Genomic DNA, 26,218 nt, shown 5'->3' with positions numbered 1-26,218 from the left:
CTCGACCTCCTCATCCGGCCTGCACCTCCCGGTCGGGGGCGTCGCCGAGCACCACCTCGACCCCGGTCCGCACCGGTCCGACCGCGGTCCGGGCCGCGCGGACCGCCGGCAGCTCCCGGTCCACGTACTCGCAGAGCACGTGGGTGGCGACCAGGTGCAGCTCCTGCACCACCTGGCTCTCGGGCGAGTCGACGGCCAGGGTCTCGTGGCACAGTTCGGCGAGTGGGTTCGGGGTGGGGCCGGTGAAGGCCCAGCAGCGCAGGCCGGTGTCGCGGCCGGCGCGGGCGGCGGTGAGCAGGTTGGTGCTGGTGCCGCTGGTGGAGATGAGCAGGAGGATGTCGTCGGGTCGGCCGTGGGCGCGGACCTGTCGGGCGAAGACCTCGTCGTAGCCGTAGTCGTTGCCGATGGCGGTCAGGGCGGAGGTTTCGGCGTGCAGGGCGATGGCGGAGAGGGGTTCGCGGTCGTCGCGGAGCTTGCCGACGAGTTCGGCGGTGAGGTGCTGGGCCTCGGCGGCGCTGCCGCCGTTGCCGGCCACCAGCAGCCGGCCGCCGCCGGCCAGCCGCTGCGCCACCTCCCCGCCCCACCGGGCCAGCAGGTGCTCGGCCTGCCGGAACGGCAGCAGGGCGGCGGCCAGGTGGGTCAGGTGGTCCTCGAGCACCGTGCCGCCGGCGGCCGGCCCGGGCGCCGCCATCAGGCGACCACCCGGGTGGGCCGGCGCACGGTGGACACCTCGGCGTACAGCTCCGCCAGCCGCTCCGCCGTGCTCGACCAGGAGTAGTGGGTCCGGGCCCGCTCCAGCGCCGCGGTGGCGTACGCGAAGCGGCGGATCCGGTCGCCGAACAGCCGCCGGATCGCCGCGCCGAGCGCCGCCGGGTCGCGGGCCGGCACCAGGTCGCCGGTCCGGCCCGCCACCACCGTGTCGATCAGGCCGCCGACCGCGGTCCCGATCACCGGCACCCCGCACGCCATGGCTTCCAGCGGGGTGAGCCCGAACGGCTCGTACCAGGGGGCGGCGACCAGCACGTCCGCGGAGCGGTACCAGCGACCCATCTCCTCGCGCGGCACCGCGCCGACCAGCTTGACCCGGTCGGCGACGCCGCACGACTCGGCGAGGGCGCGCAGCCGCAGCGCGTACGGGTCGGTCTCCAGCAGCCCGGCCGGTGGCCCGCCCACCACCACGCACTCCGCGTCGGGCACCAGCGCGGTGGCCCGGATGACGTCCTGGAAGCCCTTCCGTTCCACCAGCCGGCCGACCGTGAGGATGCGCGGCCGGTCGCCGTCCCGCTCGGCGACCGGGCCGAGCGGGGCGAAGGTGGACAGGTTCACCCCGGACGGGACGACGGTCATCCGGGACCGGGGCACCCCCATCCGGACCAGCTCGGCGACCTCGTCCTGGCACTGGGCGACCACCCGGTCGACCGCGCGGCCCAGTTCCCGCTCGTGGGTCAACCGGCCCGGCGGGCTGGTGTCCTGCGCGCCCTGGTGGCGGCGCTTGACCGTGCCGAGCGCGTGGTACGTCTGCACCACCGGCACCCCGGTACGCCGGGCCGCGGCGAGCCCGGCGAGCCCGCTCATCCAGAAGTGCGCGTGGACCACCTCGGGCTGCCAGTCGCCGGTGCGCCACCGCTCGGCCAGCCACTCCCCGAACGCCGGCATGTACGGCAGCAGGTCGTCCTTGGCCACCGGCTCGGCCGGGCCGGCGGGGACGTGCACCACGTCGTACCCGTCGGGGGCGCGCACCGTCACGGGCAGGTCCACGGCGTCGAGCCGGGTGTAGACCCGCACGTCGTGGCCGGCGGCGGCGAGCGCGGCGGAGAGCTCCGCGACATGCGTGTTCTGGCCGCCGGCGTCCTCGCCGCCGAGGACGGCGAGCGGGCTGGCGTGCTCCGAGATCATCGCGATGCGCATACTTCCTCCTCCAGCAGCCGGTCCCAGTCGGCGAGGAAACGCTCCAGGCCGTAGCGGTCCCGTGCGGCGACCCGGGCCGCGGCGCCCGCGCGGCGGGCGGCCGACGGGTCGTCGACGAGGGCCCGGGCCGCCGCCAGCAGCACGTCGACCCGGGTGGAGAGCGCCCCGGCGGACGGCGGCACCGCCTCCACCGCCTCGGTGGTGGCCAGCGCCACCACCGGCATGCCCATGGTCATCGCCTCGATCAGGCTCAGCCCGAGGGAGGTCCACCGGCACAGGTGCAGGTACGCCCGCCGCCGGGCCAACTCGGCGTGCATGGCCTGTTGCGGCACGTCGTCGTGGCTGGTCAGCCGCTCCGGCGGCAGGCCCAGATGGTCGGCGAGGCCGGCCACCTTCATCCCGTAGACGTCCAGCGGGGCGATCTCGGCGAACCGGGCCAGCAGATCGGTGCCGGTGACCCGCCAGCGGCGGACCGGCTCGTTGATGACCACCGCGAGGCGGTCCAGCTCGCCGGTCCACTCGACGGCCGGGGTCATCACCCCGTGCTCGACCACGGCCGTGCGGGTGCCGCCGTTGTCCCAGAACAGCTCGTTGAAGTGGGTGACGTGGGTGAGCAGCAGGTCGTCCCGGTCGGCCATCGGGTGGCGGGTGTTCGGCACGTCGCCCTTGGGGGTGTTGTGCTCGACGTAGATCGCCGGCACGTCGCGGCCCACCCGCCGGCCCAGCCACTCGCAGGCCAGGTCGAACTCCTCGGGGCGCTGGAGCAGCACCAGGTCCACCTCGGCGCGGCGCAGCTCCTGCGGGGTCACCTCCACCGCGGTGTCCGGCCACGGGTACGTCCGCGCGCGGCCCAGCCCGTAGGGGCCCCGGTCCGGGGTGACCGGCACCAGGTACCGGTGCTTGCCGTGCACGAACGACGTCGTCCACGACCCGTGCACGTGCCACACCAGGACGTTCATCGCGCCACCCCACCGGGGACCGGCAGCGCCCCCACCGGCTCCGGCGCGTCGGCGGGCACGCCGAGCAGCCGCAGCGCCTCCAGCACCCGCCCCGGTTCCACGTCGGTGAGGCAGGGGTGGCCGGGGACCGGGCAGCGGGTGGCCCGGGTGTCCCGGCAGGCCGCCCCGGCGTCGCCGAGCCGCACGGTCGGCACCCGGTACGGCCCCCACTGTCCGAACGGGACGGTCGGGGCGAAGAGGCTGACCACCGGTACGCCCAGCGCGGCGGCCAGGTGCGCCGGCCCGGTGTTGCCGACCACCAGCGCGCCGGCCCGGGCGACCACCGCCGCCAGTTCGCCGAGCCCGGTACGCCCGCCCAGGTCGAGCCCGCCGGCCGCGGCGACCCGGGCGGTCAGCTCCCGCTCGTCCGGGCCGCCGGTGACCACGACGCGGTAGCCGGCGGCGGCGAGCACCCGGACGATCCGGGTGGCCAGCTCGGGCGGGCAGGCCCGGGTCTCGACCGAGGAGCCCGGGTGCAGCACGACGTAGCCCGGCGTCCCGAGCACCGCCGGGGTCGGGGGCAGCCGGTCCACCCGCAGCCGCAGTCCCGGCTCGTCGTCGGTGGGGAGCGTGAAGCCGGCCGCGGCGGCCAGCGAGAGCGCCCGTTCCGGTTCGGGCACTCCGGCGGGTACCCGGTGCCGCACGTCGAGCAGGGAGCCCGGGTAGTCGTCGCTGATCGCGCTGATCCTCGGTACGCCGGCCATCCGTAGCAGCAGCGCCAGGGGCAGTGGGGACTGGTGGAACGAGGTGAAGACGACCGCCTCGTCCGCGCCGACGGCGGCGATCCGGTCGACGAGTTCCCGCATGCCCGCTGGGTCGACCGGCGGCGCCGGGGCGTCGATCCAGGGCAGCGGCCACTCGACGATCTCGTCCACGCCGGGCAGCAGCTCCGCCGCCGCCCGGCCGCGTGGCCCGCAGAGCAGGACCACCCGGTCCGCCCCGGCCGCCACCGCCCGGATGCCCGGTCCGGTGACCAGCACGTCCCCGGCCGCGTCGCTGCGTACCACCAGGACGGTGCCCCGCGGGGGCGGCGACGCGGGCGCGGCCACCAACCGCATCCGGCGCAGGATCTCCGCGACCGCGTCCGGCAGGTCCGCCGCCACGGTCGGCGCGGCGGCCACCTCCGCGGACCGGGTGGCCGGGGTGGGCACCAGGATGCCGGCGGCGCCGGCGGCCGCGGCGGCCGTCATGTCCGCGCCGATGTCCCCGACCATCACGCACCGGGCCGCGGTGGTGCCGAGCGCGCGGGCGGCGGCGTGCAGCATTCCCGGCGCCGGTTTGCGGCAGGCGCAGCCGTCCGGCTCGCCGTGCGGGCAGATCTGCCAGGTGTCGAAGGGGCCGAGCAACTCCGCCACCCGGGCGTTGACCCGGCGCAGGTCCTCGGCGGTGAAGCAGCCCCGGGCCAGGCCGGACTGGTTGCTCACCACCGCCAGGCGCAGGCCGGCCGCGCGCAGCCGGTCCAGCGCCTCCCGGGCGCCGGGCACCGGGCGGACCTTCTCCGGGTCGCCGTTGTACGGGACGTCCTCGATGAGCGTCCCGTCCCGGTCCAGCAGGACCGCGTCGTACAGGCCGGACGGGAGCCGGCCAGCACCCGGGTCAACCCCGGCTGACCTGCACTGATCCCGCTCGTGGTCCCGTCGCACGGGCGGCGGGTTCCCGACCCCCCGAGGAGTAAACATCAACTTCGGCGGAGCCGCCTCCGCCGGTGCTCGCCGGGCGGTCGGTACCGCGCCGCGCCGGTCCGGTCCGGCGATACCCGCCGCCCCCGAGAAGCTAACCCGGTCGGGCTGTTAACGGCGGACCCGGCGGGGGTATGGGATACCGGTGGCGATTGTGGAGAAAGTGATCGACGCACCCCCGCAGCAGGTCTTCGACGTGCTCGCCGACGGGTGGACGTACAGCGACTGGGTGGTCGGCACGGTGCACGTCCGGGACGTGGACGACAGTTGGCCCCGGGTCGGCAGCCAGCTGCACCACCGGGCCGGCCCGTGGCCGTTCTCCCTGGAGGACGCCTCCACCGTGCTGGAATGCGAGGCGCCGCACCGGATGGTGCTGAAGGCAGGGCTCTGGCCGGCCGGCGAGGCGACCGTCGTCTTCAGCCTGGAACCGCTGCCCGAGGGCCGGACCCGGGTCACCATCGGCGAGGAGTTCGCGGCCGGGCCGCTGCGCTGGATCCGCACCAAGCTCAACGATCTGGTGCTGCACCAACGCAACAAGGAGACCCTGAGCCGGCTCTCCGACATCGCCACCCGACAGAAGGCGGGCCGGTGACGCAACGGGTGGCGATCACCGGGGCGAGCGCCGGGGTGGGGCGCGCGGTCGCCCGCGCGTACGCGGCCCGGGGCGCCCGGCTCGGGCTGCTCGCCCGGGGCGAGGCCGGACTCGCCGCCGCCGAGCGGGACTGCCGGCGGCTGGGCGCGGCCGACGTGCGGACGTACCAGGTGGACGTGGCCGACGCCGGGGCGGTGCAGCGGGCCGCCGACGACATCGTGCGGCACCTCGGCGGGCTGGACGTCTGGGTCAACGACGCGATGGTGTCCGTCTTCGCGCCGGCCTGGGAGATCACCGCCGCCGAGTTCCGCCGGGTCACCGAGGTCAACTACCTGGGTACCGTGCACGGCACGCTCGCCGCGCTGCGGCACATGCGCGCCCACGACCGCGGCACCATCGTGCAGGTGGGCTCGGCCCTGGCGTACCGGGGCATCCCGCTGCAGTCGGCGTACTGCGCGAGCAAGCACGCGGTGCAGGGCTTCAACGACTCGGTCCGCGCGGAACTGCTGCACGAGTGTCCCGGGGTGAAGCTGACGATGGTGCAACTGCCGGCGATCAACACCCCGCAGTTCTCCTGGGTACGCACCCGGCTGCCCCGGCACCCGCAGCCGGTGCCACCGATCTTCGCCCCCGAGGTGGCCGCCCGCGCGGTGCTGTGGGCGGCGGACCACGGGCCCCGCGAGCTGAACGTGGGCGGGCCGACCTGGCGGGCCCGGCTGGGCAACGTCCTCTTCCCCGGTCTGCTCGACCGGAAGCTGGCCCGGGGCGGGTACGACAGCCAGCAGACCGACACGCCGATCGACCCGGCCACCTGGCGGGACAACCTGGATGGTCCGCTCGACGACGAGCGGGACCGGGGCGCCGAGGGGGTCTTCACCGACCGGGCCCGGCGGCACTCCGCCGCGCTCTGGGCGAGCACCCACAAGCCGGCGATGGCCGTCGCGGCGCTCGGCGGGCTGCTGCTGGCGGCCACCGGCGCGGCCCACCGGTTACGCTGACCGGCCGTCGTCGCGACGCTCCGGAGCCTTCCGGCGGGCGTCTGTGCCGACCCGCCGGGGGGACTGGCTACCCTCTCAGGTGAACCTGTCGGCCGACCGAGGAAGTCCGTGATGATCGAACCCGTGCAGTTGCCCTCCCCGTGGCGCGACGCACGTCTGACCGTCGTCGTTCCCACCTACAACGAGGCGGGCAACCTCCCGGTGCTGGTCGAGCGGCTCCTCGCGTTGCCGCTGCCGGGTCTGAAGGTGCTCGTGGCGGACGACAACTCCCCGGACGGGACCGGCGAGGTCGCCGACAAGCTGGCCGTCGAGCACCCGGAGCGGGTGACGGTGGTCCACCGTCCCGGCAAGGAGGGCCTGGGCCGGGCGTACGTGGACGGGATCGGCCGGGCCCTGGCGGACGGCGCGGACTTCGTCGCGCAGATGGACGCCGACCTGTCGCACCCGCCGGAGGCGCTGCCCGGCATGCTCGGCGCGCTGCTTTCCACCCAGGCCGGCGTGGTCATCGGCTCCCGGTACGTGCCGGGTGGCGAGCTGGACGAGAACTGGCCGCTGTACCGGCGCGCGCTCAGCGGCTGGGCCAACCTCTATGTGCACACCCTGCTCCAGGTGCGGATCCGGGACCTGACCGCCGGCTTTAAGATCTGGCGGGCGGACGCGCTGCGCGACATCGGCCTGGACCGGGTGCAGTCCAACGGCTACAGCTTCCAGGTGGAGATGCACTACCTCGCCACCAAGCTGGGCCACACCATCCTGGAGGTGCCGATCCGCTTCGAGGAGCGGCGGGAGGGCACCTCGAAGATGACCACCGCCACCAAGATCGAGAGCGCGCTGATGCCGTTCAAGCTACGCGCCAAGCACCGCAACCTGGACCGCTGACCCGCACGAGCACCGACCTGGGCTCACGCTGCGTCACATGTGACGCAGCGTGAGCCTTCTTGCTGCGCGACTCACGACACCCCACTGCCTTTGCTCTGCAGCCATCCGCGCAGCACCCCGCCGACCTGCCGTTAAGCAATTCGCCGCTCTGCAGCCATATCCGCACCACACTACGATCCGTGAGCGCTGCGGATATGGCTGCAGAGCAAAGGCAACACGGGTGGACACCTTCCGCCGCACCGATATCACGCATCGTGGTCGCCGCCCCGCCGGATCCGGCCACGCGACCACGGGGCAGCACGCCGGCTCAGCGGTAGACCGCCCGGTGGGCCACGCCGATCAGGCCCACGTACAAATCGCCGGTGAGCGCACGGTCCCGGGCCAGGGCGGCCCGGGCGGCGTTCGCGCCGGGCGCGCCGTGCACCCCACCGCCCGGATGCGCCGACGAGCTGGCCAGGAAGAGCCGGTCCACCGGGGTGTCCGCGCGGCCGAGGCCGGGAATCGGCCGCAGGAAGAGCTGCTGGTACGCGGCCGCGGTGCCGCCGCCGAGCGCCCCGCCGACCAGGCTCGGGTCGCCGGCCTCCAGGTCGGCCGGGCCGGCCACGTGCCGCCCGACGATCAGCGAGCGGAAGCCGGGGGCGGCCTCCTCCAGCACCTCCTCCATCCGCGCCGCGTGGTCGGCGATGTCCTCCGCCCGCCAGTGCCGACGGAACGGCAGGTGGGTGTACGACCAGAGCGACTCGGTGCCCGGCGGTGAGTGGCTCGGGTCGGCCACCGACATCTGGCCCACCAGCAGGAACGGGTCCCGCGGCACCTCGCCCCGGGCCAGCGCCGCCGAGTACGCGGTCAGCCCGTTCAGGTCGGCGCCCAGGTGCACCGTGCCGGCGCCGGCCACGGCCCGGTTCTTCCACGGCACCGGCGCGGAGAGCGCCCAGTCCACCTTGAGCGTGGACCCGTCCCACCGGAAGTGGGCCAGGTCCTCGACCAGCCGGGGCGGCAGCGCCGCCGCGCCGACCAGGTCCAGGTAGAGCGCGGGGGCGGGCACGTCCGCGAGCACCGCCCGGCGGGCCCGCCAGGTGGCGCCGCCGACCGTGCGGACGCCCATCGCCCGGCCCCGGGCGGTGAGCACCCGGTCGACCCGGGCGCCGTAGTCGATCCGCCCGCCCCGCTCGACCAGCCGGGCCACCAACGCGTCGGTGATCTTCTGGGCGCCACCGACCGGCACCGGCCAGCCCACCTGCTGGCCCAGCATGGCGAGCAGCCAGCCGTACACCCCGGAGCCGGCCTCCTCCGGGGACAGGTCGGTGTGCAGCGCGCAGCCGGCCAGCAGCGCCGGCCCGCCGTCGCCCCGGAAGAGTTCGTCGCCGAGCTTGCGGACCGGCAGCACCAGCCGGCGGGCCAGCCGCAGCGCCCCGGACACCCGGAGCCGGCGCAGCAGGCCCAGCCCGCCCCGGACCGGCGGGAAGGGCGCGGAGATGGTGTCCAGCATCGGCTCGGCCACCTCGCACCAGTCGGCGTACGCCCGCCGCCAGCGGTCCCCGTCGCCGGGGGCGAAGGTCTCCAGCGAGGCGGCGGTGGCGGACAGGTCCCGGTTGACCACCGCGGCCCGCCCGTCGGGGAGCAGGTGGGCCAGCACGTCCGGGGCGTGCGTCCAGCGCAGCCCGTACCGGTCGAGGCCGAGCCCCCGCAGCACCGGGGAGGCGTACCCGAGCGGGTAGAAGGAGCTGTAGAGGTCGCTGAGGTAGCCGGGTGCGGTCACCTCGGCGGAGCGCACCGCCCCACCGGGGGCCTGGGTGGCCTCCAGCACCAGGACGTCCCAGCCCGCGTCGGCCAGCAGGTTGGCGGCGACGAGGCCGTTGTGGCCGGCCCCGATGACGACGGCGTCCGCGGTCGACGTGCCGGTCGAAATCATCCGATCCGCCTACCCGGCCGGTTACCGGGCGAAACGCGTTTGCCTTCCCCGGGTCGGGGCACTCCCCGACGCATGTACACGGTTGCGCAGCTCATAGGTGGAGTGTGGGGCGCGGGTGGCGAGGGAGGCGAGCTGGTCGTACACGATCCGGCGGACGGCTCCCCGGTGGCCACCGTGCCGGTGGCGACGGCGGACGAGGTGGGCAAGGCGGTCGAGGCCGCCCGAGGCGTGGCGACGGACTGGGCGACGACCGCTCCGGCGGAGCAGGCGGCGGCGCTGCACCGGGCGGCGGACGCGGTGGCGGCCGCCGCCGAGGAACTGGCGCAGGCCACCACGGCGGAGATGGGCAAGCCGCTGGACGACGCCCGCGGCGGCGTGGCGGCCGGCATCGGCACCCTCCGGCAGTACGCGGAGCTGGCGCCGCTCCGGGGCGGCCGGACCCTGCACGGCGGCCACTCCTCGGTGGACTTCATGGCGCCCGAACCGCGCGGCGTGGTCGCCGCGATCACCCCCTGGAACGACCCGGTGGCGGTCTCCTGCGGGCTGCTCGGCGCCGCCCTGGTCACCGGGAACGTGGTGCTCTACAAGCCGAGCGAGCGCACCCCGGCCACCGGCTGGCTGCTGGCGAAGGCCCTGGACTCGGCCCTGCCGGCCGGGGTGCTGTCGCTGCTCACCGGCGGGGCCGAGGTGGGCGCGGCGCTGGCCGGCCAGGAGGTCGACGTGGTGGCCCACGTGGGCTCCACCGCCACCGGCCGGGCGATCGCCGCCGCCGGCGCCCGCACCGGCGCGAAGGTGCTGCTGGAGAACGGCGGCAGTGACCCGCTGGTGGTGGACGCGAACGTCGACCCGGTCTGGGCGGCGGAGCAGGCCGCGCTGGGCTGCTTCGCCAACGCCGGGCAGATCTGCGTCGCGGTGGAGCGCATCTACGTGCACCGGGACATCGCCGAGGACTTCGTCGACGGGCTGGTCGAGCGGGCCGAGGCGCTCACCATGGGGCCCGGTCGCGACCCGCAGACCCAGCTCGGGCCGCTGGTGGACCGGCGGCACCGGGACCACGTGCACGGGCAGGTGACGGCGGCGGTGGCCGAGGGGTCGCGGCTACGGACCGGCGGGGCGGTGCCGGACGGGCCAGGCGCCTTCTACCCGGCCACCGTGGTCTCCGACTGCCGGCACGAGATGACCCTGGTCCGCGAGGAGACCTTCGGGCCGGTCGCCCCGGTCGTCGTGGTCGACTCGTTCAGCGAGGGGCTGCGCTGCGCTGCCGACTCGCCGTACGGGCTGGCCGCGACGGTGCTGACCGGGTCGATGAGCCACGCCCAGCGGGCCTGGCGGGAGCTGCCGGTGGGCACGGTGAAGGTGAACGCGGTCTTCGGGGGCGCGCCGGGCGGTGCCGCGCAGCCACGCCGCGGCAGCGGCCAGGGCTTCGGGTACGGCCCGGAACTGCTCGACGAGTTCAGCACGGTCAAGACGGTGCACATCGAGGCGCCGGGCGGCGGCCACTGGTGAGCACGACGGGAGCCCGGGACCTACGCGGCCCCGGGCTCCCGTGCGGTCGCCTGCGGTCAGCGACGGGCGCGCGCCTCGCGGGTCGCCTTGTCGTTCGCCTTCTGGATCGCCTTGACCAGTTCCGGCTTGGTCATCCGGGACCGGCCCGGGACGTCCAGCTTCTTGGCGACCTCCATCAGGTGTTCCTTCCGGGCGTTGGCGTCCACCCCGGCGGCCGTGGGGGCGCGCCGCTCCGGGCCGCCGCCGGCCGCCTGCCGGTCGCTCGGGCCCTTGCGGCCCTTCGGCTCCCAGTGGTCGCCGACCTTCTCGAACTGATTCTTGACCGCGGCGAACGCGGTGCGGTGCGCCCGCTCGCCCTCGCCGTACGTCTCGACCGCCGAGTCGTGCGTCTTCTCCCAGGTCCGCTGCGCCTTGTCCGGGGAGCGCCGCAGCGTGCTGGGCAGTACCTCGCGCCCGGGCATCTCGTCCTCCTCCGTCTCGATGGGTTCCTATGACCGTTCCCCCAGGCCAGGACGGCAAACCGCTAGCCGGTTTGTCGATTTTCACCACGGGGTACCGCCGGGCCACGCGCGGGACGGTGCGCGCCCGGCGGCGAAGGGAGCGGTCATGGCGGCGACGACGGAGCCGGTGCTCACCCCTGGGCAACGGGCCCGCCTCCCCCGGCGGATCCGCCAGCTCAGCTGGGCGACCTGGCGCGGGGTGCTGGTCCGCAGCGGGCGGAACTTCGTCAGGGACAACTGCGCGGACTGGGCCGCCGCCCTCACCTACTACGGCGTGCTGGCGCTCTTCCCCGCCACCATCGTGGTGGTCGCCCTGGTCGGCCTGGTCTCCGACGGTGAGCGGACCGTCGACACGGTGATCGACCTGGCCCGGGAGATCGGGGCCGGCTCGGTGGTCGGCAACGACGGCTTCGTCGACGTGGTACGCGGCGTGGTGGCGCAGCAGGGCTCGGCGAAGGTGCTGCTCAGCTTCGGTCTGCTCGGCGCGCTCTGGTCGGCGTCCGGGTTCATCGGCGCGTTCACCCGGGCCTCCAACGCCATCTACGGCGTCGAGGAGGGGCGGCCGTTCTACCGGCTGCGCCCGCTGCAGATCGGGCTGGCCGCGGTCTCGCTGGTGCTGCTCGCCGTGGTCGCCACCGGGCTGATCGTCAGTGGCCCGGTCGCCGACGCGGTGGGCGACCTGCTGCACGCCGGCGGCCTGGCCCGCACGGTGTGGACGGTGGCGAAGTGGCCGCTGCTGGCCCTGGTGGCGATGACGCTGCTGTCGCTGCTGTTCTGGATCGCCCCGAACGTCCGGCAGCCCCGGTTCCGCTGGCTCACCCCGGGCGGCGCGCTGGCCCTGCTGGCCTGGGTGCTCGCCTCCTTCGGTTTCGGCCTCTACGTCGCGAACTTCGGCTCGTACGACGTCACGTACGGCAGCCTCGGCGCGGTGATCGCCTTCCTGGTCTGGCTGTACCTGTCCAACTGCGCGCTGATGCTGGGCGTGCAGGTCAATGCCGAACTCCAGCGCGGCCGGGTGATCCAGGCCGGCGACCCCGACCCGGCAGAGCCGGTCCTCACGCCGCGCAGCCCGGCCGGTTCCTGACCGGTTCCGCCGGTGACCGCCCCGATGCCCGGGACGGCCGTCCGCCCCGGTTTACCGGCGGCCCCCTCGGGCATGTCAGTCGGCATGGAACGTGGCAACAGCAAGCACTCACCCAGGGTCGACGACAACATGCGGCAGGACGTCAGCGGCCTCGTCCAGGGGCCGGGGGCCGGGGGCTCGCGCGTCGAGGAGTCCCGCCAGCCGGAGCCGGCGGGTGAGGACCAGCCGGAGCCGAAGACGTTGACGGCCGGTGCGAGCCGCGGCGGCAACCCGCAGGGGATGAGCATGGACGACGTGGAGGGGCGCAGTCGCCTCGGCCGGTTCATCACCATGACCGCCCTGCCCGGTGACCGTGAGGCGCTGGTGGCCAACGCCCGGGAGAACCAGGCGCCGGCCGACATCATCGAGGCACTGGAAGGTCTGCCCCCGGACATCCCGTATGAGACGGTTTCCGAGGTGTGGGCCGCACTCGGGCACAAGAACGAGACGACGCGCTGGTGAGCGGATCGGCCCACGATCCTCGAGAAGACACCGGCGGGACAGGAGGATCCCCGACATGAGCGGCGTAATGGAACACGTGGACGTGTCCGTCCCGATCCGGACCGCCTACGACCAGTGGACCCAGTTCGAGGAGTTTCCGCACTTCATGGAGGGCGTCCAGGAGGTTCGGCAGCTCTCCGACACGATGACCCACTGGACGGTCGAGATCGCCGGCGTGAAGCGCGAGTTCGACGCCGAGATCACCGAGCAGCTGCCGGACGAGCGGGTGGCCTGGCGCTCGACCGGGGGCACCCAGCAGGCCGGCGTGGTGACCTTCCACCGCCTCGACGAGGGGCACACCCGGGTCACCCTGCAGATGGAGTTCGAACCGCAGGGCGTGGTCGAGCAGGCCGGCGACAAGCTGGGCGTGGTGGACCGGCGGGCCAAGGGCGACCTGGAGCGGTTCAAGCAGTTCATCGAACGACGCGGTCAGGAGACCGGCGCCTGGCGCGGCACGGTCGACCGACCGACCCCCTGATCTCGCCCCCCGGGACACACAGCTCGCGATGGCCGCCGGCACGCCGGCGGCCATCGCCGTGCCCGCCCGCCGTTTGCGATCACCCGGCCCGGGTACGGCAGGGGAATGACCGACAACGACAGCCACGTGTGGCGCGACGAGGAACGTACTCCCCTGCGCGAGCTGGACCGGGCGCTCGCCGGGTCGACCCTCGACGGGCAGGCCGACGACGTCACCGCCAACGACGCCGGTGAGGAGGCCACGTTCGGCCACGGGCCCGAGGCGGTGGACCGGGGCGCCGGCCCGGAGGCCGAGCGCCGGGAGATGACCGACGCGGACCGGGCGTACCGGCCGTCGACCACCGGACGGACCGGCCCGGACAACATGTGAGCCGGGCGCGGGGTTCGCGCCGGCTCAGGCCGCCGGCCGGGTCCGGCGCGACCCGGCGGCGTGCAGCGCGACGAGCGCCACCGCGAGCACCACCAGCACCGACCCCAGCACCACCACCGAGGTACGCGCGAGCAGCACGCCGACGCCCGCGGGCACCAGCGCGGCACCCACCCCGGCCGCGCCGATCTGGAGGCCGATGGTCCGGTCCGCGTGCGCCGCGCCGACCCGTTCCGCGGTGGTGAGGGTGAGCAGCGGAAAGACCGGGGCCGCCGCGAAGCCGACCACGAGCAGGCCGGCCACCGTCACCCAGGCCGGGGCAGGCAGGGCGATCAGCGCCGTCCCGGCGACCAGGCCGAGCAGGCTGCCCCGCAGCACCCCGGCGGTGCCCAGCCGCTCCGCGACCACCCCCTGCACGACCCGCCCGACGAACAGGCTGCCCCAGTAGCCGGAGACGGCCAGCCCGGCCAGCGCCCGGTCGACCCCCCGCCCCTCGGTGAGCAGCAGGAACGCCCAGAGTCCGGTGGTCACCTCGATCGCCACGTAGACGGCGAAGGCGGCCCCGCCCAGCCAGACGGCCGGCAGTCGCAGCGTCTCGGTGATCCGGGGCCGGGCGACGGGCTCGCCCGTGCGCGCTCCGCCGGACGGCGTCCCGGGCCCACCCGCGGGCCCGTCCCGCTCCGCGCCCGCCAGCGCGACCGGCGCGCCGGCCACGGCGACCTCGGCCGGACCGGCCGACGCGGCGGTCCGCTCGGCCCGGGTGCCCGGGACCATCCCGGGCGCGACGGGGTCGGCCGGCACCGGGACCGGCGCGCGGTCCCGCCAGGCCCGGACGCTGAGCGCGAACGCGGTGGCCAGGGCGAGCTGGGCGGCGCCGACCAGACCGTAGCCCCAGCGCCAGCTCAAGCCGGCGCCCATGACCCCGGTCATGATCAGCGGGCCGATCGCCACCCCGAGCCCGAAGAACGCGTGCATCCAGTTCATGTGCCGGGGCCCGAACGCGCCGGCCGCGTACGCGTTGAGGCCCGCGTCGATCGCGCCGGAGCCGAGCCCGAGCAGCAGGGCGAAGCCGACCATCACGACGAGCGCGGGGGTCAGCGCGTACCCGGTGAGGGCCAGGCCGGCGAGCAGGGTGCTGCCGGCCAGCAGCCAGCCCACGCCGAGCCGGGCCAGGGTGAAGCCGGCCAGCACGCTGGAGGTCAGGTAGGCCATGGTGCCGGCGGTGAGCACCACACCGACCGCCTCGGTGGGGACGCCCAGGTCCACCCGGATGGAGGGCCAGCCGACCCCGATCAGCCCGTCGGGGAGGCCGAGACTGACGAACGCCAGGTAGGCGAGGAGGAGCAGGGACGGCCGGGGCGCGGGGGCGGTGCGGGACACAATCCCTCATCCTGCCGCACCCGCTACGCAGGGCGAATCCGCGTACCCGGGGGACGTGCGCGGTAACTCACCCGAAACGACAAGAAGTGAGGTACGGGCGTCCGGGAAAACGGACAGCCCATCCAGAATCGGCCGAACGGGTGACGGCGATGCCCCGGCCCCGCGTAAGACTTTCGGGATGCAACAGGGCACCGGCTTCCTCACCCCACGTCAGCGTCGCCTCGCCTGGCTCGGCTTCCTGCTGGCCGCCGCCCAGGCGCCCGTCGCCGCGAAGCTCGTCGCGGACAGCTCCTGGCTGTTCAGCCTCGTGGTGGCGCTCATGGTCGCGACGGTGATCATCGCCGACGACGCGACGCGTCGCCAGCCCGCGGACGCCCGCTCCTCCGACTGACCCGGGGAACCCGCCCGCCGTCCCGGCTCCGTCGGGCCGCCGCCCGGCGCTCAGCCGTCGGCGCCGGGGCGCGCCTCGTGCCCGGGCCGCCCCGGGCTGCGGCGGCGCTCCTTCATCTCCGCCTCGTAGAGGTGCCGCCGGCCGCCCACCAGGTCGTCCCGGGCCCGGCGGTCCAGCTCCCGGAAGAGCGCGTAGTAGCCGTCGTCGAAGTCCTCGACGATCTGGAAGGTCCAGCGGCCGGCGATCACGTTGCGGCCGATCAGGTCCCGGTCGATCCGGTCGGCGAGATCCTGGTGACCGGCGGACCGGAACAGCGCCACCGCGTCGTCCAGCATGAGGTCGGCGTGACCGATCAACTGGTGCAGCGAGTAGAGGTGCCCACGCGCCCGCTCCACGGTCTCCAGGGCCTCGCTGAGCTTCCCGAGCGCCTCGACCGTGGCGTCACTCACGCCGGCCGGCCGGCGGTGCGCCTCGTCCGGTCCGTCCACCTGCTGTCCCCCTCCGTCCCGCCCCGGCATCCTTCGCGCGGTTTCCCTTTGCCCCCGCCCGGCCGGGTCAATCCCCCCGGCGGAGCCCGGACGCCACCCGGACGACCTGGGCATCAGCCGGTCGGACGAGGTCGGCCCGGTCGCCGCCCGGCTAGCCTCGGTCACCATGCGTGTGCCTGACAACCGGGTGGCGGCCCGCTCCGCGGTGGTGTCCGCGCGGTCCACCCTCACCACGCTCACCGCCGCCGTCGGCACCGCCGGACTCGCCGCGGCCACCGCGAACCCCGGCCTGCTCGCCGAGGTGGACCAGCACGCGGCCGCCGTACGGGACAGCCTGCACGGCGACAGCCGGCCGCTGACCGTGGCGGCCCTCGCCGGGTACGCCGAGGGCGTCCGCGCCGCGGCCCGGGAGCACGGTTGGGCGCCGCCGGCCACCCCGATCGACTGGTCGGAGCCGGACTGGCTGCTCACCCGACTGCTCGCGGTCTGCGCCCTGGCCCGCTCGCTGGACCCCCGCCACCTGGCCTGAGACGCGCCGGAGGGCGCCCGCGATCGCCCCGCGGACACCCTCCCTCGCACTGCTGCGGCTCAGCCGTTCGGCCGGCGGAACTGCTGGGTCTCGTCGCCCACGTTCCCGGACTGGTACGTGCCCTGCCCGCGAGCGCCGGACATCGACGACTCCGCCCTCGCCGGCGCGGGCTGCCCACCCCGGTCGGCCATCTGCCGCTCGTAGTCGCTGCGGCCGGCGCCCTGCGCCTGGCGCTGCTCGCGGATCGCGCGGGACTCCTGCGCCATCCGGTCGAGCCAGCCGCCCCAGCGGTCCTGCATGGGCTTCACCAGGCCACCGCCGACCCCGACGATCAGGATGCCGGCCACCGTGGCGAGCACCGCGATCAGCACCGGCGTGGTGACGGTGGTGGCGATGCCCACCTGGTTCAGCGCGGCGATGACGCCGAGCGCCAGGATGAAGACCGCCGTCAGGTCGGCCAGCACCCGGCCGTACGAGAGGCCGCCCAGGAATCCGGTGATCAGATCCCGGACCGCGTTGGCGATGGCGGCCGCGATGACCACGATGACGATCGCCACGAACGCCCGCGGCAGCCAGGCGACGACGCCCCGGATCAGGTCACTGATCGGGTTGGGTCCCCAGACGCCGAAGGCGAACTGCAGGGTGAACAGCAGCACCGCGTAGTAGGCCAACTTGGCCAGGATGTCGCTCGCGTCGTACTTCGTTCTCTCGAGTGCGCGTTTGATGCCGCCGCGTTCGACGGCCCGGTCGAAGCCCACCCGTTCCAGTGCCGCGTCCACGATCTTGAGGACGGCTCGGGCGATGAGCCAACCCACCACGAGGATCACGATGAATGCGATGGCCCTCGGGATGAAGAGCAGCACCGACCTCCAGAAGTCGGTCAGGGCGGCACCGATGTCGGCCTGCCCGACCGCGAGGGTTTTCGGCATGATGTCCCTCCTGTCGCGTGAACTGCGACGCCCGCATACCCAGTGCTTCACCCAGCACGCCGCACCAACCGCGGCAATTTCCCGACATGCCCGCCGAGCCGGCCCCTGACCTGCCCAGACCGCCGCGCGGCGGCGGACCCGTACGCCACCCGGACACGTGATCGGAACGTCTGCGCCACGCTCCGGATAGGCTGCGGTCATGCCAGGCACCGTCGGGCGGGTTCCCACGCCGTCAGCTCCCAGGCCGGGGGCTTCCCGGGAGGCGGGTGCCGTCGCGTCCGGGGCCGCCGCGGCGGTGCTGGCCCACCCGTGGGCGGACACCCCACTCGGCGCGCCGGAGGGCTGGGACCCGGCGGTCCGGGCCGTGGTCGACCTGGTGCTCGCCTCGCCGGTGCCGATGGCCCTGCTCTACGGCGAGGACCTGGTCCTGCTCTACAACGACGGGTACGCCGAGCTGATCGGCGCCCGGCATCCGGGGGCGCTCGGGCGGCCGGCGGCCGAGGTGTACGCCGACGTCTGGCACGAGCCGGGGGCCGGCGAGGTGCTGGAGCGGGCGTACCGGCGGGGCGAGCCCTTCCTGGAGCGGGAGGCGGTGCTGCCGATCGACCGGCAGGGGGACGTCGCCGAGCCGCCGGTGTTCACCCGGGGTTACTCGCCGGTCCGGGACAGCTCCGGCGAGATCGTCGGCGTGCTGACCGTGGCCGCGCAGACCACCCACCTCACCCAGCAGTTGCAGAGCCTGAGCGATTTCGCCGCCGCGCTCTCCGGCACGCTCACCCTCGACGACGTCGCCCGGGTCACCCTGCGCTACTGCCTGGACTCGTTCGACGCCGACCGGGTCTCCGTCGTGGTCGACGAGGGGTCGGCCTGGCGGATGGTCCGCCGGGTCCGCGGTGAGCTGCTGGACGAGGCCGACGAGCGGCTGCCGCCGCTGTGGCGCCGGATGCCTGGCGAGTCCTCCGTCCCGGTCGCGGTGACCGCCCGCAGCGGGGTGGCCTCCTTCATCACCGACGGGCATCCGTTACGGGAGACCGCGGCGGACCGGCACGACCAGAAGATCCGGGCGCTCGCCTCGCTGCCGCTGCGCTCGACGGTGGTCCGGGGCGCGCTGACCGTCGGCTACCAGGCGCCGCACCCGTGGTCCCCGGCGGAGCGGGCGCTGCTCGCCGCGTCGGCTGAGCTGGTCGGTCAGGCCGCCGAGCGGGCCCGCCGCTTCGAGACCCAGCACGGCACCGCGCAACTGCTGCAGCGCAGCATGCTCCCCGAGCGGCTGCCCGACCTGCCCCGGTTGCGGATCGCCGCCCGGTACGACCCGGGCGTGGACGGCAACGCCGCCGGCGGCGACTTCTACGACGCGTTCGTGCTGCCCTCCGGGGCGCTCGGCGTGGTCCTCGGCGACGTGGCCGGGCACGACGTGCAGGCCGCCGCCCGGATGGGCCAGGTACGCGCGGCCCTGCGCGCGCTGGCCCTGGCCGACCCCCGCCCGGACGCGGTGCTGGCCGGCCTGGACCGGCTGGTCGCCAGCCTGGGCGTCGAGGGCGGGACGCAGGAGCTCTTCGTCACCGTGGTGTTCGGGGTGATCGACGCCGACCGGGAGCGGATCACCCTGGCCAGCGCCGGTCATCCCGCGCCGCTGATCCGGCGCTGCCCGGCCGACGCCGAACCCGCCGCCGAGTATGTCGAGCTGCCGCCCGGCCCGCCGCTGGGCCTGGGCTGCCGCCCGCCGACCAGCACCGTGCCGTTCCGTCCCGGCGACACCCTGCTGCTCTACAGCGACGGGGTGGTGGAGCGACGCTGGCAGGACCTGGCCGCCGGCCTGACCGGACTGGGCGAGGCGGTGACCGCCGCCGGCAGCGGGGACCCCCGCGCCCTGTGCGCGGTCGCCACCGCCGCCGTGCCCGGCGCCACCGAGGACGACGTCGCGGTGCTCGCGGTGGAGCACGCGGTGAGGCCGAGCCGCTCGGCCGGCATGGAGGTGCCGGCCGAGCCGACCGCGCCGAGCCGGGTGCGGCACTGGATGACCGCGCAGCTCAACGAGTGGCAGGTGCCGGAGGGCGTGATCGGCGCGGCCGTGCTGTGCACCAGCGAGCTGACCACCAACGCCCTGCTGCACGCCGGGACCGCGGCCCGGGTGGAGATCGACCTCAGCGCGGAACGGCTGCTGGTCTCGGTGGCCGACTCGGGCACCCGGGGTCAGGTGACCCGGGCCCGCACCGACACGCTGAGCAGTCGGGGGCGCGGGCTGGGCCTGATCGAGGAGCTGAGCGACGCCTGGGGCACCGACCCGACGGTGCGCGGTTCGACCGTCTGGTTCGAGATCCTCATCCCCGCCGGGTGAGTGGCGCGTCGGCGGCTGCTGCGGAGGGTAGGAGGAGGGCCATGCCTGACGACAACCGCTGCGGCGTCCTCTTCGACGTCGACGGCACCTTGGTCGACACCACGTACCTGCACACGGTGAGCTGGTGGGAGGCGCTGCGCCAGGCCGACCTCCGGGTGCCGATGGCCCGGATCCACCGGTCCATCGGGATGGGCTCGGACAAGCTCCTCGACCACCTGCTCGGGCCGGAACGCGACCGGGACGGCGACGGCAAGCTGCGCGACACGCACGACGCCCTCTACGCCGAGTACTGGGAGCGGCTGGCGCCGCTGCCGCGCGCGGTGGATCTGCTGCGGGCCTGCGCCGGCCGTGGGCTGCGGGTGGTGCTCGCCACCTCGGCCGCCGAGCACGAGGTGGCCGCCCTGCGCGCCGCGCTCGCCGCCGACGACGTGATCGACACCGTGACCTCCTCGGCGGACGCGCAGGAGAGCAAGCCGGCGCCGGACATCCTGGTCGCCGCGCTGGACCAGTCCGGGCTGGCCGCCGAGCGGGTGGTGTTCGTCGGCGACTCGGTCTGGGACGTGGTGGCCGCCGGCAGGCTGCACATCCCCTGCATCGGCCTCACCTGCGGCGGCACCAGCCGGGCGGAGCTGGCCGGGGCCGGCGCGGTGGCCGTCTACGACGACCCGGCCACGCTGCTCGACGGCCTCGGCGACAGCGCCATCGCCGCGCTCGGCTGACGGGTCACGGTGACCGGCCCCACCCTGGGTCAAGCCGGACAGCAAGGCATAGCGCACCGGAGTACGGGGCACTGGTGACCACCTGGCCGCAGCCCCGGGCGGCCGGGAAGGGTGGTGCCGTGGAACCGGTCGACGTCGCGTTCGCGCTGCTGGGCGTCGGTGCGTTGCTGGCGGGGATCCTGCCGCGCGTGCTGGAGCGTCGGCCGCTGTCCCTGCCGATCGCCTTCCTCGGGCTCGGCATGCTGGTCTTCCTGCTCCCCACCGGGCTGCCCTCGCCGGACCCGCTGCGCTGGCCGGAGCTCACCACCCACCTCACCGAGGTCGGCGTGATCGTCGCGCTGATGGGCGCCGGGCTGAAGATCGATCGGCCGCTCAGCCGGGCCCGCTGGTCGTCGACCTGGCGGCTGCTCGCCGTCGCCATGCCGCTGTGCATCGCGGCGGTGGCCCTGCTCGGCTGGTGGTGGGCGGGCCTGCTGCCGGCGGCGGCGCTGCTGCTGGGGGCGGCACTCGCCCCGACCGACCCGGTGCTCGCGGCCGACGTGCAGGTGGGTGAGCCGACCGACGTGGAGGACTCCGAGGACGAGGTGCGCTTCGCCCTCACCTCCGAGGCCGGGCTGAACGACGGCCTGGCGTTCCCCTTCGTGTACGCGGCCATCGCGATCGCCACCACCAGCCTCGCCCCGGCGGACTGGCTGGCCCGCTGGCTCACCATTGACGTGCTCTACAAGCTCACCGTCGGGGTGGGCGGCGGCCTGCTCATCGGCTGGCTGCTGGGCAAGCTCTTCTTCCGCGCCCCGAGCCACCTGCGGCTGGCCCGGCACGCCGAGGGCTTCCTCGCCCTCGCCGCGACCTTCCTGGCGTACGGGCTGGCCGAGGTGGCCGGCGGGTACGGCTTCCTCGCCGTCTTCGTCGCCGCCCGGGCGATCCGGGCCGCCGAACGGACCCACGAGTTCCACTCGGTGCTGCACGACTTCGCCGAGCAGGTGGAGCGGCTGCTCACCGTGCTGTTGCTGCTGCTCCTCGGCGGCGCGGTGATCGGCGGGCTGCTCGCCCCGCTCACCTGGCCGGCGGCGCTGGTGGGGCTGGCCCTGGTCTTCGTGATCCGGCCGCTGGCCGGCTGGCTGTCGCTGCGCGGCGCCCCGGGTCGGCCGGCGGAGCACTGGGTGATCGCCCTGTTCGGCATCCGCGGCGTCGGCTCGTTCTACTACCTGGCGTACGCGACCAGCCGGACGGACTTCCCGCAGACCGAGCTGCTCTGGGCCACCGTCGGCCTGGTGGTGGTCGTCTCGGTGGTGGTGCACGGGATCGCGGCCACCCCGGTCATGCAGCTGCTCGACCGGGAGGGCGAGCGGACCGGCGACCCGTCGGCGCGGGGACGGACGGACGAGCCCGCCCTGGGCGGCGTCCGGGGCTGACCGGCGTGCGGTCAGGCCCGGTCCGCGAGCAGGCGGGCGGCCAGCGCCCGGCCAAGGTCCCGGCCGGAACGCCAGGCGGTCTGCACCCGGGGCCGGCCGAACGCGTCCCCGGCGAGGCCGATCCCGTCGTCGTCCAGGTGGTACGTCCCGCCGTCGCCGGCGACCGGCTTGGCGTACGTCCAGCGGTGCACGTGGGTCAGCTCGGCCGGCTCGGCCAGGCCGAACAGGTCCCGTACCGCCTCCTCGATGGCCGGGCCGGCGGCGGTGGGCTGGAGCAGGTGCCGGGCGGCGAACTCCGGGGTGGTGTGGGCGACCAGCACCGGCGCCCCGTCGCCCCGCCGGTCGCCGTCGTCGCAGACCAGCCCGAGCACCGGATGCCCGTTGACGAACGCGCCGCGGAAATCCGGCCAGCGCCGGGCCGGGAAGCGGAGCACCCCGGCCAGCGCCGACGACCAGCGTTGCCCGGCCACCGCCCGGGTCGCCGCCGTGAGCGCCGGATCGAGCAGCAGGGCCGCCTGCGGGCCCGGCATGGCGAGCACGACCGCCTCGGCCGCCCGGCCGTCGACCCGGGGCCCCGGCTCGACCGTCATGACGAGGCGGTTGTGCGTCACGGTGAGGTCCCGGGCCAGGTGCTCGACCAGCGACCGCAGCCCGCGCGGCGCCGCCCAGCGGGTCGGGCCGGGGGCCGCACGCCGCCCGTCCGGCCCGTACGCGACGAAGGTGTCGGTCCACTCGCGCGCCAGCCCGGCGGCCCGCCACCCGTCGACCACCTCGGCGAAGTCGGGGTCGTCGACGGTGAGGTAGGCCGCGCCGAGGTCGGCGGGGCGGCCGTCGAAGCGTTTGCTGGCCATCCGCCCGCCGGTCACCCGGGCGCGTTCGCGGACCTCCACCGGAATGCCGGCCCGGGCCAACTCGTTCGCGCAGGCCACCCCCGCGACGCCCGCGCCGACCACCACCACACCCGCCCGGCCCGCAGTCACGCGATGATCGTATTTGCCGGCCGGCATGAAGAGCGGGCGCCCCGGGTAGTGGTACACCTGTTCGAGGAGAGGTGATCAGCATGGCCGACCGTGGCAACGGCGGCGCCGACCGGGCCAACCCGGAGGCCGCCATCAAGGATCCGGACGAGTGGGTCACCGGTGACGAGCCGCCGACCGCCGCCCAGGAGTCGTACCTGCACACGCTCGCCCGGGAGGCGGGCGAGGAGGTGCCCGAGGGGCTGACCAAGGCGGAGGCGTCCCGCCGGATCGACGAGCTGCAGGCGGAGACCGGCCGGGGCCGGTGAGTCAGCGCGGGGGCAGGCGGTGCAGCTCGACCCGGTCGAGCCGCCCCGCCGCCACCCGCGCGGTGAGGTACGTGGCGTGCGGCTGGGCCCGCCGGTCGGTGGGCGAGCCGGGGTTGAGCAGGCGCAGGCCGCCGGGGGCCACGCTGTCCCACGGGATGTGGGAGTGCCCGAAGACCAGCAGGTCGCAGTCCGGGAAGCGGGCCGCACAGCGCGCCTCCCGTCCGGTCTTCGGGCCGGTCTCGTGCACCACCGCCACCCGCAGCCCGGCCAGCTCGACCCGGGCCACCTCGGGCAGCCGGGCGCGCAGCTCCGGTCCGTCGTTGTTGCCGTACACCCCGACCAGCCGGCGGGCCCGCCGCTCCAGCGCGTCCAGCAGCGACACGTCCACCCAGTCCCCCGCGTGCAGCACCACGTCGGCGCTGTCGATCGCCGCGCACACCGGCGCGGGCAGGTCCCGCGCCCGCTTCGGCACGTGCGTGTCCGCGATGATGACCAGCTCCACCCCCCGATCCTCCCCCACCCCGGGCACCTACCATGGGCCGGTGGGTGGGGAGGTTCCGGTCAGGCGCCCTGGCCCTGGTTCTGCATCAGGCCACCGTCCATGAAGTACGTCGACCCGGTCACGTAGTCGGCGTCGTCGCTGGCCAGGAAGACCGCCACCTTGGCGATCTCCTCCGGCATCGCGGCCCGCTTCCACGGGATGCTCTGCACCTGTTCCTCCAGGTACTGCGGGTCGTCGATGGCGCGCTGGTTGAACGGGGTGAGCACCATCCCGGGGCCGATGTTGTTGACGTTCATGTGCATCGGCGCCACCTCCAGGGCGAGGCTCTTGGCGAACTCCAGCATCGCGCCCTTGCTGGTGTCGTAGTCGGCGCCGCCGGCCCGGGCCACCTCCTGGTGGATCGAGGTGATGTTGATGATCTTTCCGCCGCCACCCTGGTCGCGGCGGTGCCGGACGAAGCGGCGGGAGCAGAAGAACGCCCCGTAGACGTTGGTGCGGATGCACCGGTCCCAGGTCTCGGTGTCCAGGTCGGCCACCGGGATGCCGGAGGCGTCCACCCCGGCGTCGTTCATCAGGATGTCCAGCCGGTCGAACTCGGCGAGGGCCTCGTCGAACATGGCCTCGACCTGGTGCTCCAGGCTGATGTCGCCCTGCACCACCACGGCCCGCCGGCCGGCCTTCTCGATCTCGGCCTTGGTGTGGTTCGCCCCGGCGTGGTCGTGCAGGTAGTGCACCACCACGTCGGCCCCCTCGCGGCCGAACTCGATGGCGGTGGCCTGGCCGATGCCCGAGTCCGAGCCGGTGATCAGGGCGGTCCTGCCCGCCAGTCGTCCGGTCATCCGTGTGCTCCCTCCGTGGTCGCCGTACCGGCCGGCACGGGCGTTCGCTCGACGCCACCAGCGACCCGCTCGGCGGCTTCGGTCAGCTGGCCCGCTGCGATGATCAGGCCGATGTGCGAGAAGGCCTGCGGAAAGTTGCCGACCTGCTCGCCGGTGGCCTGGTCGACCTGCTCGGCATACAGCCCGAGGTCGTTCACCCGGCCGGCGAGCTGCGCGAAGAGTTGATCGGCCCGATCCACCTCGCCGGCCTCGGCGAGGCAGCTGACCAGCCAGAACGAGCAGATGACGAAGCCGGCCGGGTCGTCGTCCCAGCGCCGCAGCAGCCCGTCGCGGGAGAGCCGGCGTTCGACGACGTCCATGGTGGACCGCATCCGGGGGTCGTCCGCCGGCAGGAAGCCGACCAGCGGCATGATCAGCACGGAGGCGTCGAGCTCGTCCGAGTCGAAGGCCCCCGTGTACGCCCCGAGCCGGTCGTTCCAACCCCGGACGAGCACCTCCCGGCGGATCTCGTCCCGGGTCGCCGCCCAGCGGGCCACGTCGTCGGGGTCGCCGATCCGGGATCCGAAGCGGACCGCCCGGTCCAGGGCGGTCCAGCACTGCACCTTCGACGACAGGTAGTGCCGCTCGGTGTCCCGCGCCTCCCAGATCCCGGAGTCCGGCCGGCGCCACTCCCGCGCCGCCTTGTCCGCGACGTCGTGCAGCAGGTGACGGACCTCGGGCGACATCGGGTCGAGGTAGTACCGCATCAACCACGCAGCGTCCAGGACCGAGCCGAGCACGTCGTTCTGCCGCTGCCGCCACGCGTCGTTGCCGACGAGGACCGGGCGGCTGTCGGCGTACCCGGTGAGATGGTCGAGGGCGTGTTCGGTGAGGTCCCGCTCCCCCTGCACGCCGTACATGATGGGCACGGGGGCGTCACCGATCCGGCCCATGGCCCGGGCCACCCAGCCAAACTGTCGGTTCGCCTCGTCCGGGCAGGCCGCCAGCCACAGCGCCTGCAGGGTCAGGCTGAAGTCGCGGAGCCAGACGAAACGGTAGTCGTAGTTGCGGTCTCCGCCCAGTTGCTCGGGCAGTGACGTGGTGGCCGCCGCCACGATCGCCCCGCTGGGCTGGTACGTCATGCCCTGCACGACGATCGCGCTCCGCCGCACCTCGTCCCGGTACCGGCCCTGGTACTGGTCACGGTGCAGATCGGACCAGGAGCGCCACCCCGCGACCGCGTCGGCCACCACCTGGTCGGCGTCGGGAACGGCGGGCAGACCGGTGCCGTAGGTCTCGGCGTACCCGAGCGTGAAGTGGTGCGTGGTGCCGGGCCGGGCGGTGAACCGCCCGGTGGCCTCGCTGTCGCCGAGGTTCATCGGCACATTGGCACGCAGGCTCAGCCGGCAGTTGCCGGCGGTGCCGTGGATCTGCCCGTCGGACTCGACGAGGTACGCGCTGACCCGCCCGTACTCGAAGCGGGGCTGGTACTCCACCCGCATCGGGACTTCGCCGGTGAGCCCCTCGACCAGCCGGGCGAGGACCCGAGGTGAGCGCAGCCCGATCTCGTGGCCGCGCGCGCCGGGCTCCAGCGCCAGCGCGTCGGTCACGGCCACCGAACCGGTCCGGGTGGTGAAGACGGTCCGCAGCACGAGGGTGTCGTCGAGATAGGACCGTTCGCTGGTGAAGTCGTCCTCCGGGCGGATGGTCCAGTGCCCCGCGCGGTCGTCGAGCAGCCGCGCGAAGACGGAGGGCGCATCGAAGCGTGGCGGGCACCACCAGTTCACCGAGCCGGCCCGGTCGACCAGCGCCGCGGTGTGGCCGTCCGCCAGGAAGCCGTGCTCCGCTATCCGTCCGCTGTCCACGCGACTGGCTACCCGGCAGCACCGGCGGCATGCGCTGCGGCCGACAATCCGGCCCCCGCCGGGTGCGCCCGCCGGAGCCGGTCGCCCGGCACCCCCGGGGTGCGTTACCGCCCGACGAG

At 74.8% G+C, this 26,218-nt stretch carries 27 protein-coding genes; 14 read left to right on the top strand and 13 right to left on the bottom strand.

The window, feature by feature from the left end; all coding sequences use genetic code 11:
• Positions 1–10: 10 nt before the first annotated feature.
• The 4 genes from ACGFI9_RS25665 to ACGFI9_RS25650 are packed head-to-tail and all read right to left on the bottom strand — an operon-like array spanning position 11 to position 4,549.
• Complete coding sequence (locus ACGFI9_RS25665) at positions 11–691, bottom strand: SIS domain-containing protein (RefSeq protein WP_393181695.1); 681 nt, start codon at positions 689–691, stop codon at positions 11–13.
• On the bottom strand, positions 691–1,908 hold the full coding sequence (locus tag ACGFI9_RS25660) for a glycosyltransferase (protein ID WP_393181693.1): 1,218 nt from the start codon (positions 1,906–1,908) through the stop codon (positions 691–693). Before ACGFI9_RS25660 ends, ACGFI9_RS25665 begins: the two co-directional genes overlap by 1 nt.
• The gene (locus tag ACGFI9_RS25655) at positions 1,893–2,867 is read right to left on the bottom strand and encodes a glycosyltransferase (protein ID WP_393181691.1); all 975 of its coding nucleotides are present in this window, start codon (positions 2,865–2,867) and stop codon (positions 1,893–1,895) included. The genes ACGFI9_RS25660 and ACGFI9_RS25655 overlap by 16 nt, the downstream gene beginning before the upstream one ends.
• Positions 2,864–4,549 (bottom strand): HAD-IIIA family hydrolase, encoded by a 1,686-nt coding sequence (locus tag ACGFI9_RS25650; protein WP_393181689.1) that lies wholly within the window; start codon positions 4,547–4,549, stop codon positions 2,864–2,866. Before ACGFI9_RS25650 ends, ACGFI9_RS25655 begins: the two co-directional genes overlap by 4 nt.
• 181 nt (positions 4,550–4,730) lie before the next feature.
• Here ACGFI9_RS25650 and ACGFI9_RS25645 point away from each other — a divergent pair, with 181 nt between their 5' ends.
• From ACGFI9_RS25645 to ACGFI9_RS25635, 3 genes are all read left to right on the top strand, one after another.
• Positions 4,731–5,177, top strand: a complete 447-nt coding sequence (locus tag ACGFI9_RS25645; protein WP_393181687.1) for an SRPBCC family protein — start codon at positions 4,731–4,733, stop codon at positions 5,175–5,177.
• Positions 5,174–6,175 carry an SDR family oxidoreductase gene (locus ACGFI9_RS25640; protein ID WP_393181685.1) on the top strand — a complete coding sequence of 334 codons (1,002 nt, stop codon included), beginning with the start codon at positions 5,174–5,176 and terminating at the stop codon, positions 6,173–6,175. Before ACGFI9_RS25645 ends, ACGFI9_RS25640 begins: the two co-directional genes overlap by 4 nt.
• Positions 6,176–6,286: 111 nt before the next feature.
• Positions 6,287–7,054, top strand: coding sequence for a polyprenol monophosphomannose synthase (locus ACGFI9_RS25635; RefSeq protein ID WP_393181683.1), 768 nt, complete (start codon positions 6,287–6,289; stop codon positions 7,052–7,054).
• A gap of 307 nt (positions 7,055–7,361) precedes the next feature.
• Here ACGFI9_RS25635 and ACGFI9_RS25630 read toward each other — a convergent pair whose 3' ends face one another.
• Positions 7,362–8,966, bottom strand: a complete 1,605-nt coding sequence (locus ACGFI9_RS25630; RefSeq protein ID WP_393181682.1) for a phytoene desaturase family protein — start codon at positions 8,964–8,966, stop codon at positions 7,362–7,364.
• Positions 8,967–9,038: 72 nt separating this feature from the next.
• Between ACGFI9_RS25630 and ACGFI9_RS25625 the strand changes: the two genes are divergently transcribed.
• The gene (locus ACGFI9_RS25625; RefSeq protein ID WP_393181680.1) at positions 9,039–10,472 is read left to right on the top strand and encodes an aldehyde dehydrogenase family protein; all 1,434 of its coding nucleotides are present in this window, start codon (positions 9,039–9,041) and stop codon (positions 10,470–10,472) included.
• A gap of 56 nt (positions 10,473–10,528) precedes the next feature.
• Here the strand turns inward: ACGFI9_RS25625 and ACGFI9_RS25620 are convergent, their stop codons facing one another.
• Positions 10,529–10,933: a ChaB family protein gene (locus ACGFI9_RS25620; protein ID WP_393181678.1), complete on the bottom strand. Its 405-nt coding sequence runs from the start codon at positions 10,931–10,933 to the stop codon at positions 10,529–10,531.
• Positions 10,934–11,078: 145 nt separating this feature from the next.
• On the opposite strand from ACGFI9_RS25620, the gene ACGFI9_RS25615 reads away from it, so the two are divergent.
• The 4 genes from ACGFI9_RS25615 (at position 11,079) to ACGFI9_RS25600 (ending at position 13,443) form a co-directional block, all read left to right on the top strand.
• Entirely contained in the window at positions 11,079–12,056 is a 978-nt protein-coding gene (locus ACGFI9_RS25615; protein WP_393181677.1) for a YihY/virulence factor BrkB family protein, read from the top strand.
• 84 nt (positions 12,057–12,140) lie between these two features.
• Positions 12,141–12,557: a DUF2795 domain-containing protein gene (locus ACGFI9_RS25610; RefSeq protein WP_393181675.1), complete on the top strand. Its 417-nt coding sequence runs from the start codon at positions 12,141–12,143 to the stop codon at positions 12,555–12,557.
• Positions 12,558–12,612: 55 nt separating this feature from the next.
• Positions 12,613–13,074, top strand: coding sequence for an SRPBCC family protein (locus ACGFI9_RS25605; RefSeq protein ID WP_393181673.1), 462 nt, complete (start codon positions 12,613–12,615; stop codon positions 13,072–13,074).
• A gap of 105 nt (positions 13,075–13,179) precedes the next feature.
• Positions 13,180–13,443 (top strand): hypothetical protein, encoded by a 264-nt coding sequence (locus tag ACGFI9_RS25600; RefSeq protein ID WP_393181672.1) that lies wholly within the window; start codon positions 13,180–13,182, stop codon positions 13,441–13,443.
• Positions 13,444–13,467: 24 nt separating this feature from the next.
• Here the strand turns inward: ACGFI9_RS25600 and ACGFI9_RS25595 are convergent, their stop codons facing one another.
• Complete coding sequence (locus tag ACGFI9_RS25595) at positions 13,468–14,820, bottom strand: MFS transporter (RefSeq protein ID WP_393181670.1); 1,353 nt, start codon at positions 14,818–14,820, stop codon at positions 13,468–13,470.
• Between the two features lie 178 nt (positions 14,821–14,998).
• Here ACGFI9_RS25595 and ACGFI9_RS25590 point away from each other — a divergent pair, with 178 nt between their 5' ends.
• Positions 14,999–15,211, top strand: a complete 213-nt coding sequence (locus tag ACGFI9_RS25590) for a hypothetical protein (protein ID WP_393181669.1) — start codon at positions 14,999–15,001, stop codon at positions 15,209–15,211.
• Positions 15,212–15,261: 50 nt separating this feature from the next.
• On the opposite strand, the gene ACGFI9_RS25585 is transcribed toward ACGFI9_RS25590, so the two are convergent.
• On the bottom strand, positions 15,262–15,729 hold the full coding sequence (locus ACGFI9_RS25585) for a hypothetical protein (protein ID WP_393181667.1): 468 nt from the start codon (positions 15,727–15,729) through the stop codon (positions 15,262–15,264).
• A 136-nt stretch (positions 15,730–15,865) separates the two neighbouring features.
• Here ACGFI9_RS25585 and ACGFI9_RS25580 point away from each other — a divergent pair, with 136 nt between their 5' ends.
• Positions 15,866–16,228, top strand: a complete 363-nt coding sequence (locus ACGFI9_RS25580) for a DUF6401 family natural product biosynthesis protein (RefSeq protein WP_393181665.1) — start codon at positions 15,866–15,868, stop codon at positions 16,226–16,228.
• A gap of 59 nt (positions 16,229–16,287) precedes the next feature.
• Here ACGFI9_RS25580 and ACGFI9_RS25575 read toward each other — a convergent pair whose 3' ends face one another.
• The gene (locus ACGFI9_RS25575; RefSeq protein WP_393181663.1) at positions 16,288–17,157 is read right to left on the bottom strand and encodes a hypothetical protein; all 870 of its coding nucleotides are present in this window, start codon (positions 17,155–17,157) and stop codon (positions 16,288–16,290) included.
• Between the two features lie 199 nt (positions 17,158–17,356).
• Between ACGFI9_RS25575 and ACGFI9_RS25570 the strand changes: the two genes are divergently transcribed.
• The 3 genes from ACGFI9_RS25570 (at position 17,357) to ACGFI9_RS25560 (ending at position 21,629) form a co-directional block, all read left to right on the top strand.
• Positions 17,357–19,495 carry a SpoIIE family protein phosphatase gene (locus ACGFI9_RS25570; RefSeq protein WP_393181661.1) on the top strand — a complete coding sequence of 713 codons (2,139 nt, stop codon included), beginning with the start codon at positions 17,357–17,359 and terminating at the stop codon, positions 19,493–19,495.
• Between the two features lie 41 nt (positions 19,496–19,536).
• A complete protein-coding gene (locus tag ACGFI9_RS25565; protein WP_393181659.1) occupies positions 19,537–20,214 on the top strand; it encodes an HAD family hydrolase in 678 nt (225 codons plus the stop codon).
• Positions 20,215–20,333: 119 nt separating this feature from the next.
• The gene (locus ACGFI9_RS25560; RefSeq protein ID WP_393181657.1) at positions 20,334–21,629 is read left to right on the top strand and encodes a cation:proton antiporter; all 1,296 of its coding nucleotides are present in this window, start codon (positions 20,334–20,336) and stop codon (positions 21,627–21,629) included.
• An 11-nt stretch (positions 21,630–21,640) separates the two neighbouring features.
• Here ACGFI9_RS25560 and ACGFI9_RS25555 read toward each other — a convergent pair whose 3' ends face one another.
• The gene (locus ACGFI9_RS25555) at positions 21,641–22,636 is read right to left on the bottom strand and encodes an NAD(P)/FAD-dependent oxidoreductase (RefSeq protein ID WP_393181751.1); all 996 of its coding nucleotides are present in this window, start codon (positions 22,634–22,636) and stop codon (positions 21,641–21,643) included.
• Between the two features lie 53 nt (positions 22,637–22,689).
• On the opposite strand from ACGFI9_RS25555, the gene ACGFI9_RS25550 reads away from it, so the two are divergent.
• Entirely contained in the window at positions 22,690–22,914 is a 225-nt protein-coding gene (locus ACGFI9_RS25550) for a DUF3072 domain-containing protein (protein ID WP_393181655.1), read from the top strand.
• A gap of 1 nt (position 22,915) precedes the next feature.
• Here ACGFI9_RS25550 and ACGFI9_RS25545 read toward each other — a convergent pair whose 3' ends face one another.
• The 3 genes from ACGFI9_RS25545 to ACGFI9_RS25535 are packed head-to-tail and all read right to left on the bottom strand — an operon-like array spanning position 22,916 to position 26,099.
• A complete protein-coding gene (locus ACGFI9_RS25545; RefSeq protein ID WP_393181749.1) occupies positions 22,916–23,416 on the bottom strand; it encodes a metallophosphoesterase family protein in 501 nt (166 codons plus the stop codon).
• A 59-nt stretch (positions 23,417–23,475) separates the two neighbouring features.
• Positions 23,476–24,255: a glucose 1-dehydrogenase gene (locus ACGFI9_RS25540; RefSeq protein ID WP_393181654.1), complete on the bottom strand. Its 780-nt coding sequence runs from the start codon at positions 24,253–24,255 to the stop codon at positions 23,476–23,478.
• Entirely contained in the window at positions 24,252–26,099 is a 1,848-nt protein-coding gene (locus tag ACGFI9_RS25535; protein ID WP_393181653.1) for a glycoside hydrolase family 15 protein, read from the bottom strand. The genes ACGFI9_RS25540 and ACGFI9_RS25535 overlap by 4 nt, the downstream gene beginning before the upstream one ends.
• Positions 26,100–26,218 lie beyond the last annotated feature (119 nt).

It is taken from the genome of Micromonospora sp. NPDC048930, assembly GCF_043197935.1.
Lineage (GTDB): Bacteria > Actinomycetota > Actinomycetes > Mycobacteriales > Micromonosporaceae > Micromonospora.
This window is presented reverse-complemented; position numbering and strand designations above follow the sequence as displayed.

What these genes read in the sequence shown, in the direction of transcription:
- ACGFI9_RS25665 (WP_393181695.1), bottom strand. Translation starts at nt 691, where the DNA reads ATGGCGGCGCCCGGGCCGGCCGCCGGCGGCACGGTGCTCGAGGACCAC.
- ACGFI9_RS25660 (WP_393181693.1), bottom strand. Translation starts at nt 1,908, where the DNA reads ATGCGCATCGCGATGATCTCGGAGCACGCCAGCCCGCTCGCCGTCCTC.
- ACGFI9_RS25655 (WP_393181691.1), bottom strand. Translation starts at nt 2,867, where the DNA reads ATGAACGTCCTGGTGTGGCACGTGCACGGGTCGTGGACGACGTCGTTC.
- ACGFI9_RS25635 (WP_393181683.1), top strand. Translation starts at nt 6,287, where the DNA reads ATGATCGAACCCGTGCAGTTGCCCTCCCCGTGGCGCGACGCACGTCTG.
- ACGFI9_RS25630 (WP_393181682.1), bottom strand. Translation starts at nt 8,966, where the DNA reads ATGATTTCGACCGGCACGTCGACCGCGGACGCCGTCGTCATCGGGGCC.
- ACGFI9_RS25625 (WP_393181680.1), top strand. Translation starts at nt 9,039, where the DNA reads ATGTACACGGTTGCGCAGCTCATAGGTGGAGTGTGGGGCGCGGGTGGC.
- ACGFI9_RS25620 (WP_393181678.1), bottom strand. Translation starts at nt 10,933, where the DNA reads ATGCCCGGGCGCGAGGTACTGCCCAGCACGCTGCGGCGCTCCCCGGAC.
- ACGFI9_RS25615 (WP_393181677.1), top strand. Translation starts at nt 11,079, where the DNA reads ATGGCGGCGACGACGGAGCCGGTGCTCACCCCTGGGCAACGGGCCCGC.
- ACGFI9_RS25610 (WP_393181675.1), top strand. Translation starts at nt 12,141, where the DNA reads ATGGAACGTGGCAACAGCAAGCACTCACCCAGGGTCGACGACAACATG.
- ACGFI9_RS25605 (WP_393181673.1), top strand. Translation starts at nt 12,613, where the DNA reads ATGAGCGGCGTAATGGAACACGTGGACGTGTCCGTCCCGATCCGGACC.
- ACGFI9_RS25600 (WP_393181672.1), top strand. Translation starts at nt 13,180, where the DNA reads ATGACCGACAACGACAGCCACGTGTGGCGCGACGAGGAACGTACTCCC.
- ACGFI9_RS25590 (WP_393181669.1), top strand. Translation starts at nt 14,999, where the DNA reads ATGCAACAGGGCACCGGCTTCCTCACCCCACGTCAGCGTCGCCTCGCC.
- ACGFI9_RS25585 (WP_393181667.1), bottom strand. Translation starts at nt 15,729, where the DNA reads ATGCCGGGGCGGGACGGAGGGGGACAGCAGGTGGACGGACCGGACGAG.
- ACGFI9_RS25580 (WP_393181665.1), top strand. Translation starts at nt 15,866, where the DNA reads ATGCGTGTGCCTGACAACCGGGTGGCGGCCCGCTCCGCGGTGGTGTCC.
- ACGFI9_RS25575 (WP_393181663.1), bottom strand. Translation starts at nt 17,157, where the DNA reads ATGCCGAAAACCCTCGCGGTCGGGCAGGCCGACATCGGTGCCGCCCTG.
- ACGFI9_RS25570 (WP_393181661.1), top strand. Translation starts at nt 17,357, where the DNA reads ATGCCAGGCACCGTCGGGCGGGTTCCCACGCCGTCAGCTCCCAGGCCG.
- ACGFI9_RS25565 (WP_393181659.1), top strand. Translation starts at nt 19,537, where the DNA reads ATGCCTGACGACAACCGCTGCGGCGTCCTCTTCGACGTCGACGGCACC.
- ACGFI9_RS25555 (WP_393181751.1), bottom strand. Translation starts at nt 22,636, where the DNA reads ATGCCGGCCGGCAAATACGATCATCGCGTGACTGCGGGCCGGGCGGGT.
- ACGFI9_RS25550 (WP_393181655.1), top strand. Translation starts at nt 22,690, where the DNA reads ATGGCCGACCGTGGCAACGGCGGCGCCGACCGGGCCAACCCGGAGGCC.
- ACGFI9_RS25540 (WP_393181654.1), bottom strand. Translation starts at nt 24,255, where the DNA reads ATGACCGGACGACTGGCGGGCAGGACCGCCCTGATCACCGGCTCGGAC.